The following is a 16,829-nucleotide window of genomic DNA, read 5'->3' as shown; positions in this document are numbered from 1 at the left end:
CCTGTTAGGCTAGCATAGTAGAAGCAGAAAGTATACTTTTGCACGAAGTATCCAGTCATGGAATATGAGCTGGCGCAGATAAAATCAATGACTGGCGATTAAAGTGGCTTGTTGAGATCGAGTTAATCTGTCTAATCTATAAAATCCCCTTAATCACCGGTCAACAAATAACAATTACAAGTGATAAACATACGCAAAGGAATAATTGACGACCTGCCACAGGTACTGGGGCTGATACAGGAACTGGCAGAGTATGAACGCGCCCCACTGGAGGTAACCAATACATTGGCAGACATGCAGCGCGACGGTTTTGGAGAGAATCCGATCTACAAGTTTTTTGTGGCTGAGAATGAGAGTGGTATTGTGGGTATTGCTTTATACTATACAGCCTACTCTACCTGGAAGGGTAAAACTATTTATTTAGAAGACCTGGTTGTTACCGAAAAACTTCGCCGGGCGGGTATAGGCCGTAAGTTGTTTGATGCAGTGGCAGCAGAGGCAAAAGCCCTGGGAGCCAAACGCTTTAGATGGCAGGTGCTGGAGTGGAACGAGCCGGCAATTGCCTTTTACAACAAGATTGGCGCAGAACTGGATGCCGAATGGATAAACTGCACCATGACCGAAGATCAGATCCAAAAGTATAGTGCCTAAGTAGTAGATGCTTAAAAATTAAAAAGCCGCAGCTCGGTTTATACTTTCCGGGCTGCGGCTTTTTAATTTAGAATTGCTGTGTACTATTCTTTGTCTTTGCGCTCTACATTTACGCCCACAATGTCCAGCACAGTTCTGAACGAGGCATACCTGCCCGCATAACGTTCGTTTACCTTTTGCTGCAGCGCCGGCGAAAAATCGCGCTGGTACTCCAGCAGGTCATCCATATTGCGGCAAGTATACTGTACGGCATAGGTGGTGCCTCCTGTATCCTCCTCTTCCATTACGCGGCAAATCTGGTTAGCCAGAAAATAGCCTGTGCCCATTACCTCTGGTATATGCACATCTTTCATCCATTGCAGCCACTCATCGGCCACACTGTTGTCTATACTTACAGTTACGTTGTATAAAATCATACCCAAAATTACAAAATAGGTAGCACTTTAGCTCAACAGATAAGCTAAAGACGTGAAACGAGGCAGTAACTAGCAGAAAAGCAGCAGGTACAAATGGACACTACTGCTTTTCCGGGTTTAACCATGGGCTACAGGCACCGCCAGTCCCCTAGGTTGCCATCGTAGTAACTGCTTTCGGTGTATGGCTGGTAAGCAACCACTATTGGCTTTGCACTTGGGTAAGCCTTTAGCTGAAGCTGCCCATCGCACAGTTGCAGGTAAATAGTTTCCTTATTGTCATACTTAGCCTGCAGCAGATTGCTGTTATCGCTTACCTGGTATGGCTTGTTCGTACTAAGGCCGGTAGCAGTGAGTTCTGTTACCGTAAATACCTTGGTTTTGGAGAAGGCTCCTGAATTGCTTACAACCAACTTATCGGCGCTTTCGAGTTTACCGCCCAGCCATAGGTCTTCGCCAAGGCAGTTGTCAGTTTCGGCGATCAGGTCGAAGTATACCTCATCTGCGGTTTTCTTGATGGCGGCCACTGTAACGGCGATAGCTTTTTTAGGGACTTCGGTTTCAGTGCCTGCCGTGGCCTCTTTTGTGTCTTGCTCTACATGGGCAGAGCAGGAGTTGAAAAGAAAGGCTATCAGCAAGAAAGTTAATAAGGTATAATCGGAGATTTTTGATGTAGAGGTTTTATTCATAAGCAAGTATGATTAAACGGAACATGTTTAATTATTTATACTTGCTGTGCAATTTTATGGTTGTCGGGATGTGGGCCTATTGTTTGGTTTAGCGCCTTTACGCCATACTTTGATATGACGCAGGTCTGATAAAGCAATAAAAGTTTAGCATTTAGCAATACAATTTAGATCGGCTCTGTATAGTCCAGGTCTTTTGCGTAGGTTTCTTCCAGTGAAAGTATGGAGACCACGGCCAGTGCCAGCGAAATTACACCTAAAACCATGGCACCCGGCACCAGCCCGATCCCATCCTTCAGATAAGAGAAAGAGATGGTTAGCGGCACCACGGCACCGCGCACAAAATTAGGGACAGTAGTAGTTACAGTTGCCCGTATATTGGTGCCGAACTGCTCGGCTGCAATGGTAACAAAAACAGCCCAATAGCCACTGGCAAAGCCAAGTGCCACGCACAAAGTATAAAATGCATCCAGGCTAAAGGCAGACCCAAGCAGGTAAGCACCAATGAAAACAGCTGTAAGTATAAGGAAGGCAACCACAATGTAGCGCCTGCTTTTAAACCGCTGGCTAAGGTACCCGCTGGCAAAATCTCCGAAAACCAGACCCAGGTAGCAGAAAGACACAGCTTTGGCCGCCGAAACCGGCTCTTCCATGCCTAATGCAATGCCGAATTCAGGAGAGAAGGTAATAAGTATACCCACCACATACCAGATGGGCACGCCAATAAGTATGCATTTAAGGTATTTCCAGAAGCGTTTCAGGTTGGTAAACAGGCTCAGGAAATTTCCACGTGTAACATCTGCGGTCTTTTTAATATTATCAAACATCCCCGATTCATATACCCCAACCCGCAGGAAAAGCAACAGCAGACCCAGGCCGCCGCCAATAAAATAGGCGGTGCGCCAGCCAAAGTACTCACCCACAATACCGGCAAGTATGGCCCCTGATATACCAATGGTAGCCACTACCATGGTGCCGTAGCCACGCTTCTCCTTAGGCAACACCTCCGACACCAGCGTAATGCCAGCCCCTAATTCCCCTGCCAGGCCAATGCCCGCTACCAGTCTAAGAAAGGCATACATTGGGATTGAAGTTACAAAGCCGTTCATGATGTTGGCAACAGAGTATAAAAAGATGGAACCGAACAAAACGGAAAGCCGTCCTCGTTTATCTCCCAGCACTCCCCAGGCAATGCCGCCTATCAGCATACCCGCCATTTGCATGTTCAAAAGCATAACGCCCTGCTCCAGCAACTGGCTTTGCTGGGTAACCCCTAGGTCTTGCAGGCTCGGAATCCGGACAATGCTAAACAGCACCAGGTCATAAATATCGACAAAGTAACCTAGTGCGGCCACAATTACAGATGCATTAAACAGGTAATGTTTTTGCCTTGATTTCGTTGGTGCTGCCATATGTGCGGTTTGTCTATCCTTAAATATAGCTTTTGCATAATAAATTACAAAGCAGCCAGGTATACTTTAGTTACTCCAGATTTTACATTAGATTAGAACGTTAATCCATAGTTATACTAACACAAACCCTGGAAAATGGCTGAGCTCGGTAAAAAATTACAATTAAAACATACATACAAACTTTTGTTGCTTAATGCGCCTATGCAAGTTGCAGATGCACTTGCCTCGGAGGGTTATACATTTACCAATTCAGCTGAGGCACCGCATGTAGGCGCCTATGATGCCGTGCAGCTGTTTGTTCGCAACACCGATGAGTTAAACCATTTTGTGCCCCAGGTGCTACCGCTGTTAAACTCCGATGCGCTGTTCTGGATAGCATACCCTAAAAAATCATCGGGAATCAAAACAGACCTTAGCCGCGATAACGGATGGCAAGCTGTAACGGACTCAGGTTATGAGACTACCCGCCTCGTGTCGTTAGACGATACCTGGTCGTCGGCAAGGTTCCGGCACAAAACCGAGCGCAGCAAGCCATCTATGTTTGGAGTAGACATGCCGGGCATTGACAGAGCTGCCAAAACTGTTGTGCTGCCAGAGGATATGCAGCAGGCACTGGAGCAGGCAGGAGTGTTGGAGAAGTTTAACAGATTGGCATTTACCCATCGCAAGGAATACACAGTAGCTGTGTTGGACGCCAAAAGGCCGGAAACCCGAGCAAAACGGATACAGAAAGCTGTAGACGACCTGGCAGCAAAAAAATAGCAAGCATAAAACAGACAAGGGCAGCCAGTTGGCTGCCCTTGTCTGTTTTAAAAAGGGAAATCGAGAATTGTTACTCTACAATAACAGGAAACTCAGCCTGAACATCTGTTTCTCCTTTGGTAATAGCGACCTGCTCACGGTTAGGCTCGTTTGCGCCCACCTTTAAGTTTGGCTGGTGCTTAAGTGTAATGCGCAGCTTGCCTGTGCTTGAGCTGGACGTAACGATCTGTGCCTTTAAGCCAACAGGGCGCTGGCTTTTGTCCTTATCCGTTTTGGTAATGGCCAGCATCAGGTTGTCCAGTGTCTGATAAAAGAATTCGTGCTCGTCTGCTTCCTCCTCTATCTCGCTGGTAAGCTCAGCAGCCGGCGTTTTACTTTCATCAAACAGCGTTATTGTTGCATTGTATGTTGTATTGGCCTCGAGGCGCAGGGTATTTACAGTTGCCTGGTTCCCACCCGGCCCATCTGGGTCGCTGTAAGTGCCTACCACTGTCTGGGTCTTGCCTACTGGCACCATGGTAATTTTAAGCGTTGTGATAAGCTCCTCTTCTTCGGTTGGCTCCGGGTCATCATCGCTGCAAGCCGTTGCTGTAAATAGAAAAGAGCCTAGTATAACCAGGGGAAGGTAAGATCTGAATAATTTTTTCATAATGGTTTAATAGTGATAGATGTACTTTACTTTTTAAAGTTATGGATTAAGGTTTGCTAAAATCTAAAGGTATTTTCACGCGGAACATTACCAGGCGACCCATGTCGTCGGCAAAATAACGGAAGCGGTTAAGGTACTGGCGGTAACTGGTATCCAGAAGGTTATTGCCAGTCAGGCCAAACTCAACAGGCTGTTTGCCAAAGTATACCGTAGTGCCTGCCTCTGCCTGCAACAAAAAATAGGCAGCCGGGGCCGGGGCAAAATCCTCGTCGGTTTTTGTAGGCACCCTCGATTGTTTTGCCGAGTAAACACCACCCAGCGTAACATAGGCGTTTTTAAATACACCAGCCTTTCCAATTTCTCCGATCTCATAGCGCAGGCTGTTGTCAAACCTGTCCGGCGGAATGTTGATCAGGTGATCGTCGGCGCTGATGTTTCTGGCCCGCACAACCGACGTTTTGGATTCCAGTGCAAGGTTAGGCAGCAGGTTATACTCCATGCTAAGGTCAAAGCCTGTAAACGTGGCGTTTGTCTGCTTGTACCTAAAAAGTGGAAATGCGCCGCTAATCTCCAGCACTACTTCCTGGGTAGGAGCCAAATAAATGTAATTATCAATAAAGTTATGGTACACGCTCAGTTTTCCGTTTAAGCGCTTATTGGCGTAATAATCCACGGATGCCTCGAAGTTATATGCCTGCTCTGATCTAAGCGTAGGGTCGCCTTTCTCATAGGCTACAGAGCTGTGGTGCACTCCATCGCTAAACAACTCGTTGGTGTTGGGGGCACGCCATGCTGATGTAGCGCTAAGGCCAAACGTAAGGTGATAGCCAAGATCATACATGGCGCCAAGTGTTCCGGATACATTGCCAAAATCGAATTCAGGCTTCTCCAGGTCGCGGTTCTTCACCAGTCTTTTCACCAGCAGGTGCTTGTAGTCGTAGCGAAGGCCGGCCTCCAGCTGTAGCCTGTCTTTTCGCCATTTTTCAATAGCGAAGGCTCCGGCGGTTACTCCGGTAAAGTATGGCAGAAAAGCATTATACTCATAGGTATTGTTCTGGTACATGGTGCTTAGGCCAACAGAGCCGGAGAAGTTTCCGATTGGCGCATGCTCCCATACTGCCTCTGTTGTCTGCGTTATCAGATCCAGCTCCAGGGCAGGCTTAGGGCCTTTTCTGTGCGCATCGAACTCCTGGCGCAGGTTGCGCTGCAAGCCATACACAAATTCCAGTTTGCCAGCCTCGCCGGTAAGTAAAAACGCTTTAGCCTTTAGCAGTTGGTGCTGTACATCCTGGTAAGGTCTGCCGATCTTGTAAGTAAAATCTACCTGGTCTGCATTGTCGGGCTGCCCCTTTTCTATGGCAAAAAGCAGATCGGTTGGGCTACGTATGTGTGCAGCCTTTAAGATGCCTAACTTTGTATTGAATTGGCTGTAAAACAATTCGCCACCAAACCGTTCTTTTTTATAACCAAGTGCACCCGAAAAATTCTGCTCCTCAAAACCGGTATTCTCTAAATAATAATCAGGAGTACGTGCATTGCCTGCCTTTTTAAACGTGCCTTGCATACGCCAGCTTAAAGGTAGGGTGCTCAACTTGCCTTGCAGGGTAGCAGAAGCAGCCACCTGGCGGTTGTTAGTAGTACCTACCAGGTTCACTTCGCCTCCCAGTCCGGCTTCTGCTGGCAGCGGTGCTGGTTGAACAATAACTACACCGCCAATGGCATCAGAGCCATAGCGCACACCGGCGGCTCCTTTTATCACCTTCATTTCGCTGGCCACAAACGGGTCTATTTCCGGGGCATGCTCAGCGCCCCACTGCTGCCCTTCCTGGCGCACACCATTGTTGAGCAACAGCACGCGGTTACTGTGCATGCCATGTATAACAGGTTTCGAGATTGTAGGTCCCGTTTGGATGGTCGTAACACCGGCAATGCCCTTCAGCGATTCAGCCAGCGACAGGCCTCGTGTTTCCTCCAGTTCTCTGCCGGAGATTACTTGCGATGACTGCGCTTCCTCTTTTATCTGGCTGCCGGTAATCTCCACCGTACGAAGTGTGGTGGCATCCGTGTGAAGCTGCAGGTCGCGTACAGTTGAGGTGCCCAGCTTTACAGAGAAACTCTCGGTCTCATACCCGATATAGGTAACCTTTAAAGTATAATTGCCCTGGCACAAGTGATGAAAATGGTAATTGCCATACTCATCTGCAACCGTAGCCCTGTCAACCTGCGGGATATATACCGTTGCGCCAATCAAAGCGGTGCGTGTGTCGTGGTCTAATATTTTCCCCGATATAGTAAGCCCGCAATCCTGCTCGGTGCCAGCATTTGGCCCAGGCACAGCAGGGTGCTGCGAATAGGCTGAAGAAATACCCAACAGCACCAAAAGCACTACCATTACCGGAGATTTAAATATGTATTGCAATCGTGAAAACTCTCTTAGATTTAGCTATAATTTACTGATAGCCAAAATAGGCTGCATTACCCGTGCATAAGCTAACATAGTGCCATAAGCACATGCCAGCGGCTGGGCGTTAGATAAAAGGACAATAGGCATGCATAAGCCCTGACTGTGAAAAGCAGGCGCATGCCAAAAGCTAAAAACTAAGCTGCGGGAGGCCCCCGGAGAGATGTGTTGTGAACAGATGCGCCATACCAGTTGCCGGTATAATGCACGGTGTAAGTATACGTATGAGCCAAAGGCTCAAAACTGACAGCGTTGACTGCAGCCTGGAAAGGTGCCCCAAAAAGGTCCTCTACCGGGCAGTGCGTATGCTTTTTGCCAACCTCGGCTTTATGTGAGTCGGATTGTTCGGTATGAAGCGTATGCGCGTGGCTATGCACCCTTAGTAAAAGGGCGTCTGGTACCATGGCTCTTATAAAGAGCACCAGCAAAAGCACGGCGATATGTTTCAGAAAGCGGTTCACCTTACTGTATAACTACGAAAAGGCTGGTTTAATTTCAAATGTACTTATACTTCTGTTATTGCTTAGAGCCAGATCGATCCGTTTGGTTTAATCCGGTGTGCCAATTATAACGAAAAAAATGACGTGCACGGCATGTTAAGGTCAATAAATCAAATATTTTCTGACAACCTGTCACAGAATTAGCTGCTTTGTTACAATGGAACAGGATTTGAAAGCCCACCCCATAGACTATAAAGCAGATTCATAACCTTAAAGTATAAACATGGAAGAAAGAGGTAGTATTTCGATCCACACCGAGAATATTTTCCCAATCATTAAGAAGTTTTTATACTCTGACCACGAGATTTTCCTGCGCGAGCTGGTGAGCAACGCCGTAGACGCCACACAAAAAATGAAGCGCCTGGCCTCTATTGGTGAGTATAAAGGAGAACTTGGCGACCTGAAAGTGACAGTGGCCGTTGACAAGGATGCCCGTACCATAACCATTTCGGATAATGGTATCGGTATGACAGCCGAAGAGATCAAGAAATATATTAACCAGATCGCATTCTCGGGTGCCACTGAGTTTGTGGAGCGCTACAAAGAGTCCGGAGGAGATAAGAGCCAGATCATTGGCCAGTTCGGTTTAGGATTCTATTCTGCCTTTATGGTGGCTGAGCGCGTAGAGATCGTTACGAAATCCTATAAAGAAGGCTCGGAGGCTGCGCACTGGACCTGCGATGGCAGCACGGAGTTTGCCATTGCCCCGGCGCACAAAGAAACGCGCGGTACCAATGTTATACTTAATGTAGCCCAGGACTCTGAGGAGTTCCTGGAGGCGGCGCGTGTTCGTACCATACTTGAGAAATACTGTAAGTTCCTGCCTGTTCCGGTTGAGTTTGAAGGCGAGGTGATCAACAACCCGAACCCGATCTGGACAAAGCAGCCAAGCGAGCTGACAGATGAGGATTATAAGAACTTCTACAAAGAGCTATACCCGTTCTCAGAGGCGCCTCTTTTCTGGATTCACCTGAACGTGGACTATCCGTTTAACCTGACGGGTATTTTATACTTCCCTAAGATCAAGAACGACTTTGAGCTGCAGCGCAACAAAATACAGCTGTACTCCCGCCAGGTGTTCATTACCGACGAGGTAAAAGACGTGGTGCCTGAGTTCCTGATGCTGCTGCACGGTGTGATTGACTCGCCGGATATTCCGCTTAACGTGAGCCGCTCTTTCCTGCAGGCCGACTCCAGCGTGAAGAAGATCAACACTTACATTACCAAAAAGGTAGCCGATAAGCTGAACGAGATCTTTAAGAAAGACCGCACCGCGTTTGAGACCAGCTGGGATGACATTAATGTGTTTGTGAAGTATGGCATGCTAAGCGACGACAAGTTCTATGAGAAAGCCAAGGACTTTGTGTTGCTGCAGAGCGTTGAAGGCAAGTATTATACATTAGAAGAGTATAAGGCCTTTACGCAAGCCAATCAGACAGATAAAAATGATCAACTGGTACTGCTGTACACAACAGATGCCGACAAACAGCATGCTTTTGTGGAGGCTGCCCAGAACCGTGGCTACGATGTGCTGAAGCTGGACTCGCTGATCGACAGCCACTTTATCGGCATGCTGGAGCAGAAGCTGGAGAAAACCACTCTGAAGCGTGTTGACTCTGAAACTGTTGATAAACTGATCGAGCGCGACGAGGCGAAAGAAAGCGTATTAACGGATAAAGAGAAAGAGGACCTGAAAGGTATTTACGAAACAGCCATCGATAATAAGAATATGATGGTAGAGGTTGCGCCGATGTCTCCGGATGATGCGCCTGTGGTAATTACATTGCCAGAGTTTATGCGACGCATGAAGGATATGAGCAAAGCCGGTGGCGGCGGTATGATGTTTATGGGAGACATGCCGGATACGTATAATGTAACCATTAACGCCAACCACAGCCTGAACCAGCGCATTTTGCATGCCAAAGAAGAAAACAGGCCACGTATTGCAAGACAAGCCTATGATCTGGCGTTATTATCACAGAACATGCTTTCAGGGGCTTCGTTAACGGCTTTCGTAAAACGCAGTTTTGAGCTGATAGACAAAGAATAGTAAATAATAAATATACCTGACAGATTTAAGGCGGCGCCCCCAGGGTGCCGCTTTTTAGTTTTGCCAGCTACCCATGAAACTATCACAAGCCAGACACAGTTATTAGTGCGAGTTGATGGATATATAAAATATGTTCATCTTTACGTTATACTGTAAGGTTAAATTGCTTAACTGTTGAATAAATGTCTGAGTTGGATATCTATACTTATTCACTCAATCGCTTATTCGCTCATTCAAAATTCATGAGGCACTCGGGACGTTTGTTATTTTCATTGGCTGTAGGCGTAGGTCTTTTAACCATGTCGGGGTGCGGCGCGCCTAAATGGAACAGCGATTATAACCTGAATCAGGCCCTGATAAAAGAAAACGCCAAAACCAATGCAGTGGCCTCCGCCGATACCACAGCCCCGGAGATTAATTCCGACCTGCTGGGCGACAAGGTAGAGGAGAAAGATAAAAAGCGTAAAAAGAAGTATAGCAAGCGTTACTTTTTGGGTGAGAAAGTGAGCCGCGGCTTTGTGAAAAGAGGCAAGGGTAGCCGCGAAGAAATCGAAACGTTCAGCTACCTGCCAAACTATAAACAGCCCAACCCTTACGCGCCATTAAAGTACTACTACGATACCAAGAAAAAGGTGCTCTACCGCACCAGCGCCGACGAAGTAGACAATGCCCGATACAAGGTGCTGCACGGACCCTATGAGAAAAAGGTAGGCGGGAATACCGTTGAAGAGGGGTACTATTACATAGGCACGAAACACCTGCGTTGGGAAAACTACAGAAGAGGCGAAGAAGGTATTCTGACCAACAAACAGCATTTTGAGAAAGGTTTCCAGCGTGATGCCGTGATTACCTACTACGATGGCAGCAAAAAAATTAAAGAGGTGTTGCCTTATGAGTATGGGGAGATGCAGGGCACCTATTATCGCTTCTATGAAAACGGTGAGGTAGAATGGATCGGCAAGTATGAGAAAGGCAAGAAAGTGGGTGTTTGGATAAAGCACTACGACTTCAGGGGCCGCCGCCACTACGAATTCCAGTATCCCGAAACTGCTTATGACAAATCTTTTGGGCCATACCTGATAAAAGAGTATGACCGCCACGGCACGCTGATTTTCGAAAAAGACAAGTTCGACAAACGTTCGCAGGCACAGCGTTAGTGGAAAGCGTCTTCTATGTGATGGATCTCCAATTCAGGGGTGAGGGTAATGGCAATGATATCGAACCTCACTTCTTTCTCCCATTCGGCCTTGTGAATGTATTCGTCTGCCGCAGCCAGTAACTGGGCTTCCTTCCTGGCGCTTACAGCCTCTTCCGGAAAGCCAAATGTGGAACTGCTTCTGGTCTTTACCTCCACAAAAACCAGCACCTCATCCTGTATGGCAATAATGTCTACCTCGGCGCGCCTGTGCCTGTAGTTTCGCTTAACAATAGTATAACCTTTCTTCTGCAGGTAATTTGCGGCTGCGTCTTCGCCGTTCTGCCCAGTGCTTATATGGGCGCTTATTTGAGAAGCCATCTAAAACTCGTAATTTGCAACAAACTTATATTTCTTTTAAAGGTTATGGTTTAAACATTGTTAAGCGGCTATTTTCTAAACCGATAGCTACAATACGTTAACATGTTTGAGTATAAAATTTATACTTCGCTGTCCCGTTAAAGTTTATGGGCCGCAACCTAGACCAAACCAGTTAAAAGCCATACTTCACTAACACTAGAATTGTGCTGCAGAATAAAAAAATACAGTTCGAGCATCTCGGCCTGATAGATTACAAAGAGGCGTGGGATTACCAGGACAAACTGTTTACCAGCGTGCTCGACTTAAAAGCACAGAACCGCAAGGCTGCTGCCGGTGAGGAGCAGGCAACGCCCAACTACCTGCTGTTTTGTTCGCACCCCCACGTATACACCCTCGGTAAAAGCGGGCACGAGGAGCATTTACTTTTAAACGAAGAAGGTTTAAAGGCGAAGGGGGCCACATATTACAAGATCAACAGGGGTGGCGATATCACCTACCACGGGCCAGGGCAAATTGTTGGGTACCCTATCCTCGACCTCGAGAACTTTTTCACGGATATACACAAATACCTTCGTTTTCTGGAGGAGGCAGTTATACTTACACTTGCGGAGTATGGCATTCAGTCGGGGAGGATAGACGGGCTGACAGGTGTTTGGCTGGATCATGAGGATCAGAAAAACCCGCGGAAGATATGTGCCATGGGTGTGAAATGCAGCCGCTGGGTAACCATGCACGGTTTTGCCTTTAACATTAACGCCAACCTCGATTACTTCAGCAATATCGTTCCATGCGGCATTTCAGATAAGAAAGTAACCTCGCTTGCCCAGGAGCTTGGCTTTGAGGTGCCGCTGCCGGAGGTAGAGGGAAAGCTTAAAAAGCATTTGGCAGTTTTATTTGAGGCCGAAATTTTAGACTAACATACATGAAAAAGGATATAGACTTTAGCTCAGTTGAGGGCATTGCCGTTGCTATTGCTACACAGAAGAATGAGCTGGGAGAAGACATCTGGAATGTATACCTGCTTAACAATAACACGCACCCTCTCGAAAATGTACTTATCTCATCCAAAGGATACGGAGTTGTAAAAGGGCAGGAAGTCCAGACTTCTGTGCTAAGGCACATGTTTGAGCGTGTAGAGCCCAAAAGCTCAGTAAAGATCGAGCCAATTGACCCTGCTATTTTCCATATCAATAACGAGTATTGGGTCAGCTATTACATCGACAGGCAGATCTTTGATAAGAAATTCGTTTTTGTTCCTGATTCTATCACAGAAGAGAACTTAATTGATATAAACATGCTGCAGCTAAAAGGTGTGTTACATTCTTAATAAAAAAATAGGTAAATGAACGCCAGCTTAATATTAATGTAGGAATTTTGGCGTTAATTACTTTTATTTAAAATGTCGCAGCACGCTTCATCCTGACTTTATGGATCAACGAATACTACCTCTTATACTTGCATCAAGCTGGGCTTTTCTCATAGCTATCTTTGCAGTGCCTTCCATAATCAGGGTAGCGCATCTAAAAAACATCCTGGATAAGCCAAACGGCCGCACAATACACGAAGAGCTTACGCCCAGGCTGGGCGGAGGGGCCATGTTTGCGGGGTTTATGTCTGCGCTTACAATATTTGCCGAACTCAACAATGGGGTGCAGCAGCTGCTGGCAGGGTGCATCATGCTTTTCTTTATTGGCCTGAAAGACGACCTGATCAATATTTCGGCTCTGAAAAAGTTTGCTGTGCAGATTCTGGCAACCGGCATTGTGATCTTTATGGCCGATATAAGGGTAACCAGCTTCCAGGGAATTTTTGGGGTAGGAGAGCTAGAGATAGGAACAAGTTACGCTTTCACCTTTATTGTGATCATCGGGGTAACCAACGCCATTAACCTGATCGATGGACTGGACGGCCTGGCAGGCACATTGGTAGCGATCGCAGCCAGCGCATTCGGGGTTTACTTTTATCTGTACGGCGGCGCGCTTTACGGAAACTATGCGGCTGTGGCCTTTTGCCTGGTTGGCGGTATACTTGGCTTCCTGAGGTATAATTTTAGAAGGGCTACCATATTTATGGGCGACACAGGCTCACTACTCTGCGGGTTTATACTTTCGGTGTTAGCCATACAGTTTATAGAAATGCGCGTGGTGCCTGCCGCGCCATCAGTTGCCCTGGGTATTTTGTTCATCCCGTTGTTCGACACGATCCGGGTATTTCTTATCCGCATCCTGAAAGGCAACTCGCCATTTGTCCCGGACAAAAACCATATCCACCATTGCCTGTTGGGCATGGGTTTTTCACAGATAGCCACGGTTGTCACGCTGGCTTCCGTTAACCTTTCTGTAATTTTCTTTGTGGTATACTTAGGGGTTTGGGGCAATTTAACAATGCTTATGGCACTTACTGTGTTCTCAGTGCTGTTAAGTATATTTTTAGGAGTTTATAAATCACGCAGTGTTCAGAATATATCAAAAGCCTAAAAACGCTTTACTGCTTATTTGCTTCATACTTATTGCCATAATGGGGCCAGTGCTGCAAATTAAGGCGCAGGTGCTACCATTAGAGCAAAACAACTCATTAACCGGAGAATGGTATGTGTATGACAATGCGTCCGGTGAGTTGGTGCCCTTTGTTTCTGTGGAGCATTCCAGCCAGAAGGCCTTGCACCAGTGGCTCTCAATCGTTCCGTCTCAGTCTTTCCCGATTGGTTTTGCCGCACCCCAGGGGCTCTGCATATACCTGAACAACCGCTTGGTTTTTAAAGCAGACTCAACGGCATCCTATAAACTGGACCTGACTGAAAGTATAAATGACCTGAAGCCTGTAGATGGTAAAATACTGCTTTCGGTTTGGCACCCCACGCAGCAACCTAATATAAAGAGCTTCTACAATGATGTGCAAAGCGTGAGCCAGGGTAACAGAAGCGATCAGCGGCCGCTTTCTATCAGGGTGCGCGACTATGTAAATCAGAATGCCTTTATACTTGTGCTGTTGCTGATAGGGCTGGTTTACGGGTGGCTTCGGGTAAACTACCCAGCCGACTTCCAGGCGCTATATGATGTAAGGTATGGCGGGCGTAGCAACCGGCTTGACGAAGGGTTTCTTTCTAACCCCCTGGCTTCCTGGTCGGGCATATTGTTTATACTCGCCTTCTCGCTGTCACTGGCCTTGCTGATAGCTGCCATCCATACGAACGTGCAGCACATACGCCTGTTTAACCGCCTTTTCCCGGTTTCTGAAGCCGACATAACCACCAAGATAGCCGTTTATACATTAGCCATATTCCTGTTTATTGTGTTTAAGTACCTCTTTCTTAGAATTATGGCTTTTATCTTTGGCTTGGAGGAGATGGTGCTGTTACAGTACCGGGAGTTTATTAAAACACTTCTGTTCCTGGGCATTTTTCTGCCATTTGTAATGCTTTTGTACCTTTCCATGAACACCTACATCCCGGAAATTATTGTAATGGTGTCTAATGTTTTGGTTTCCCTGTTGCTTTTACTGGCCGTGCTGCGGGTGTTTGTAACTGTAAATAAGAAAGCTACTGTACTAAATTTGCATTTATTTTCATACCTTTGCGCCACAGAAGTAATTCCATTGGCAATAGTGTTGAAATTAATCGTTTTTAATTTCTAAAAAACACAGCCTCTGGTAATTAAGCAGGTGGAAGTTAAATAACCGCATTAATTTATATGGCTGAGAGTAAAGCAAAGGGAAGTGCTAACCCTGAAAGACACAAAATTCCTATAAAGAGTATTCTGGTTACCCAACCACAGCCTACCACAGATAACTCGCCATACTTGTCAATCGCTGAAAAGTATGGGATTAAAGTAGATTTCAGAGCCTTTATTGAGGTTGAGCCTGTTCCTTACAAAGAGTTTAGAAAGGACAAGGTGGATATCCTGTCGCATACAGCTGTTATTTTTACTAGCCGTAACGCAGTAGATCATTTCTTCAGAATCTGTCAGGAAAGCAAGATCGAGATGCCTGCGGATATGAAGTACTTCTGTATATCTGACCAAACGGCTTACTACCTGCAAAAGTATATCACGCTGCGCAAGCGTAAGTTGTTTGTAGGCGAAAAAACAGCGAAAGACCTGTTTGAGGTGATCAAGAAGCATAAGAACGAGAAGTTTTTGTTCCCGTGCTCTAACATCAGAAAAGACGACATCCCAGAGTTCCTGCAGGCAAACAAGATCAAGCACTCAGAGGCGATCATCTACAAAACCGTGGCTGCCGACCTGTCTGACCTGGATGACGTAACGTATGACTGCCTGGCTTTTTTCAGCCCTTCAGGAATCACGTCGTTGTTCATCAACTTCCCGGATTTTAAGCAGAACAACACACGGATCGCAGCCTTTGGCCCAACTACTGCAAAAGCAGTAAGAGATGCCGGCTTAGAACTGGATATTGAGGCGCCTATGCCGAATGCGCCATCCATGACGGGAGCTATCGAAGTATATATACAGAATCAGCAAAAGCAGCAGGAAGCTAAAAAGTAGAAAATTAACGTAACTTTTATTCCTGTTTTACTTACTATTAAAACGCAAAAGCTAGTATTGAGCAAAAACATACTAGCTTTTGCGTTTTATCGTTTTATCATTATATTTGATAGTCTGCTTATCTGTACCGTGTTATATAAATTCTTGCCATCTTTCTACTGCTTATGAGAAAGCTTTTACCCTTTTTGTTGCTGATGCTTTTATGCCAGACAAAAGTTTGGGGGCAACAGCAGCCACAGTTCACACATTATGGCTTTAATGGCATGCAGATAAGCCCTGCTTATGCAGGTATAACGAACCGTCCGGAGTTTATGTCTATCTACCGGTATCAGTGGCTGGGGTATAATGCGACATTCGATGACGGTGGCTCGCCTCAGACGCTTTTACTGACAGCACATACCCCGGTAAGGCTACTGCATGGCGGGGTGGGATTAAACCTTATGAGGGACAAGATCGCCAATACGACCATACTTACAGCAGCTCTTTCCTATTCATTCCACATCAACATCGGAGAGAACAAGCTTGGGTTGGGCGTGCAGGGCAATTTAAATAATATAAAAAAGGGAAGATACAGGGCTATTGATGACAATGACCCGAGTGTGCCTTACAATTCATCAGATACCAAGTATGACCTTGGGGCCGGAGTGTGGTATCAGTCAGAAACATTTTATGCTGGCGGCGGAGTTACAAATTTGCTGAACTCGGAATATCAGTTTGCGGACTCCACGAGAACGGGGGCGGGTACATTGCTGAGTGAGAATCATATTTATGTTACTGCGGGTTATACATTGCCGCTGACTGCTGCTTTGGAAGTGACGCCAACCGTATTACTAAAGCATGACACCGAGACGATCTCATTTGATGCCGGCACCAGATTTACTTATAACGAGAAATATTGGCTCGGTGTGAATTATAGACATAAAGAAGCTGTTAGTGCGCTAATAGGATTATCCTTGTTCCAGGAGAACGCCCTGAGGGTTGGATATGCGTTTGATTTTACCACATTCAATCGTGAGGCTAAAGCACCTACTTCACACGAAGTTATGGTAAATTACAGGTTGCCAGAGCCTGTGATACGCTTTAAGCCCCCTGTCAGAACCCCGCGTTATAATTTCTCCAGATAAAAAAACGGAGATTATGTGCCCGTAAGGCCTTTTCTTGGAAAAGTACAGTAAAAAAATAATTTATAGTATAATAATAATCAGTTTCTTAAGGCGTTAAAAAATAATA

General features: G+C 46.3%; 17 protein-coding genes. 10 read left to right on the top strand and 7 right to left on the bottom strand.

All coding sequences use genetic code 11. The features are described from left to right. The first annotated feature begins 180 nt into the window (after positions 1-180). Positions 181-651: a GNAT family N-acetyltransferase gene (locus AC4BAP_RS00410; RefSeq protein WP_490580630.1), complete on the top strand. Its 471-nt coding sequence runs from the start codon at positions 181-183 to the stop codon at positions 649-651. An 83-nt stretch (positions 652-734) separates the two neighbouring features. On the opposite strand, the gene AC4BAP_RS00405 is transcribed toward AC4BAP_RS00410, so the two are convergent. From AC4BAP_RS00405 to AC4BAP_RS00395, 3 genes are all read right to left on the bottom strand, one after another. Further along, positions 735-1,067, bottom strand: a complete 333-nt coding sequence (locus AC4BAP_RS00405) for a DUF4286 family protein (RefSeq protein ID WP_490580629.1) — start codon at positions 1,065-1,067, stop codon at positions 735-737. 128 nt (positions 1,068-1,195) lie between these two features. Then, complete coding sequence (locus AC4BAP_RS00400) at positions 1,196-1,753, bottom strand: hypothetical protein (protein ID WP_490580628.1); 558 nt, start codon at positions 1,751-1,753, stop codon at positions 1,196-1,198. A gap of 164 nt (positions 1,754-1,917) precedes the next feature. Further along, entirely contained in the window at positions 1,918-3,162 is a 1,245-nt protein-coding gene (locus tag AC4BAP_RS00395; protein WP_490580627.1) for an MFS transporter, read from the bottom strand. A gap of 201 nt (positions 3,163-3,363) precedes the next feature. Here AC4BAP_RS00395 and AC4BAP_RS00390 point away from each other — a divergent pair, with 201 nt between their 5' ends. Beyond that, entirely contained in the window at positions 3,364-3,924 is a 561-nt protein-coding gene (locus tag AC4BAP_RS00390) for a YdeI/OmpD-associated family protein (RefSeq protein ID WP_490580626.1), read from the top strand. Between the two features lie 70 nt (positions 3,925-3,994). Here AC4BAP_RS00390 and AC4BAP_RS00385 read toward each other — a convergent pair whose 3' ends face one another. The 3 genes from AC4BAP_RS00385 to AC4BAP_RS00375 all read right to left on the bottom strand — a co-directional run bounded on the left by AC4BAP_RS00385 (position 3,995) and on the right by AC4BAP_RS00375 (position 7,495). After that, positions 3,995-4,573: a hypothetical protein gene (locus AC4BAP_RS00385; RefSeq protein WP_490580625.1), complete on the bottom strand. Its 579-nt coding sequence runs from the start codon at positions 4,571-4,573 to the stop codon at positions 3,995-3,997. A gap of 46 nt (positions 4,574-4,619) precedes the next feature. Beyond that, positions 4,620-6,992 (bottom strand): TonB-dependent receptor, encoded by a 2,373-nt coding sequence (locus AC4BAP_RS00380; protein WP_490580624.1) that lies wholly within the window; start codon positions 6,990-6,992, stop codon positions 4,620-4,622. Positions 6,993-7,171: 179 nt separating this feature from the next. Next, entirely contained in the window at positions 7,172-7,495 is a 324-nt protein-coding gene (locus tag AC4BAP_RS00375) for a hypothetical protein (RefSeq protein WP_490580623.1), read from the bottom strand. A gap of 262 nt (positions 7,496-7,757) precedes the next feature. On the opposite strand from AC4BAP_RS00375, the gene htpG reads away from it, so the two are divergent. Together htpG and AC4BAP_RS00365 are read left to right on the top strand one after the other, a co-directional pair. Next, positions 7,758-9,584: a molecular chaperone HtpG gene (htpG, locus tag AC4BAP_RS00370; RefSeq protein ID WP_490580622.1), complete on the top strand. Its 1,827-nt coding sequence runs from the start codon at positions 7,758-7,760 to the stop codon at positions 9,582-9,584. A 182-nt stretch (positions 9,585-9,766) separates the two neighbouring features. Continuing rightward, a complete protein-coding gene (locus AC4BAP_RS00365) occupies positions 9,767-10,741 on the top strand; it encodes a toxin-antitoxin system YwqK family antitoxin (RefSeq protein ID WP_490580621.1) in 975 nt (324 codons plus the stop codon). Here AC4BAP_RS00365 and AC4BAP_RS00360 read toward each other — a convergent pair. Further along, positions 10,738-11,100, bottom strand: a complete 363-nt coding sequence (locus tag AC4BAP_RS00360) for a YraN family protein (RefSeq protein WP_490580620.1) — start codon at positions 11,098-11,100, stop codon at positions 10,738-10,740. The two genes, AC4BAP_RS00365 and AC4BAP_RS00360, sit on opposite strands and share 4 nt — an antisense overlap. A 203-nt stretch (positions 11,101-11,303) precedes the next feature. On the opposite strand from AC4BAP_RS00360, the gene lipB reads away from it, so the two are divergent. The 6 genes from lipB to AC4BAP_RS00330 all read left to right on the top strand — a co-directional run bounded on the left by lipB (position 11,304) and on the right by AC4BAP_RS00330 (position 16,723). Next, positions 11,304-12,017 (top strand): lipoyl(octanoyl) transferase LipB, encoded by a 714-nt coding sequence (gene lipB / locus AC4BAP_RS00355; protein ID WP_490580619.1) that lies wholly within the window; start codon positions 11,304-11,306, stop codon positions 12,015-12,017. Positions 12,018-12,022: 5 nt separating this feature from the next. Beyond that, positions 12,023-12,427 carry a hypothetical protein gene (locus AC4BAP_RS00350; RefSeq protein WP_490580618.1) on the top strand — a complete coding sequence of 135 codons (405 nt, stop codon included), beginning with the start codon at positions 12,023-12,025 and terminating at the stop codon, positions 12,425-12,427. 100 nt (positions 12,428-12,527) lie between these two features. Beyond that, entirely contained in the window at positions 12,528-13,577 is a 1,050-nt protein-coding gene (locus AC4BAP_RS00345) for an MraY family glycosyltransferase (protein WP_490580617.1), read from the top strand. Between the two features lie 40 nt (positions 13,578-13,617). Then, the gene (locus AC4BAP_RS00340) at positions 13,618-14,733 is read left to right on the top strand and encodes a DUF4271 domain-containing protein (RefSeq protein WP_490580616.1); all 1,116 of its coding nucleotides are present in this window, start codon (positions 13,618-13,620) and stop codon (positions 14,731-14,733) included. 56 nt (positions 14,734-14,789) lie between these two features. Next, positions 14,790-15,599, top strand: coding sequence for a uroporphyrinogen-III synthase (locus AC4BAP_RS00335; RefSeq protein WP_490580615.1), 810 nt, complete (start codon positions 14,790-14,792; stop codon positions 15,597-15,599). A gap of 164 nt (positions 15,600-15,763) precedes the next feature. Beyond that, complete coding sequence (locus AC4BAP_RS00330) at positions 15,764-16,723, top strand: PorP/SprF family type IX secretion system membrane protein (RefSeq protein WP_490580614.1); 960 nt, start codon at positions 15,764-15,766, stop codon at positions 16,721-16,723. Positions 16,724-16,829: the final 106 nt, after the last annotated feature.

It is taken from the genome of Pontibacter sp. GD7 (genome assembly GCF_058216375.1).
This window is presented reverse-complemented; position numbering and strand designations above follow the sequence as displayed.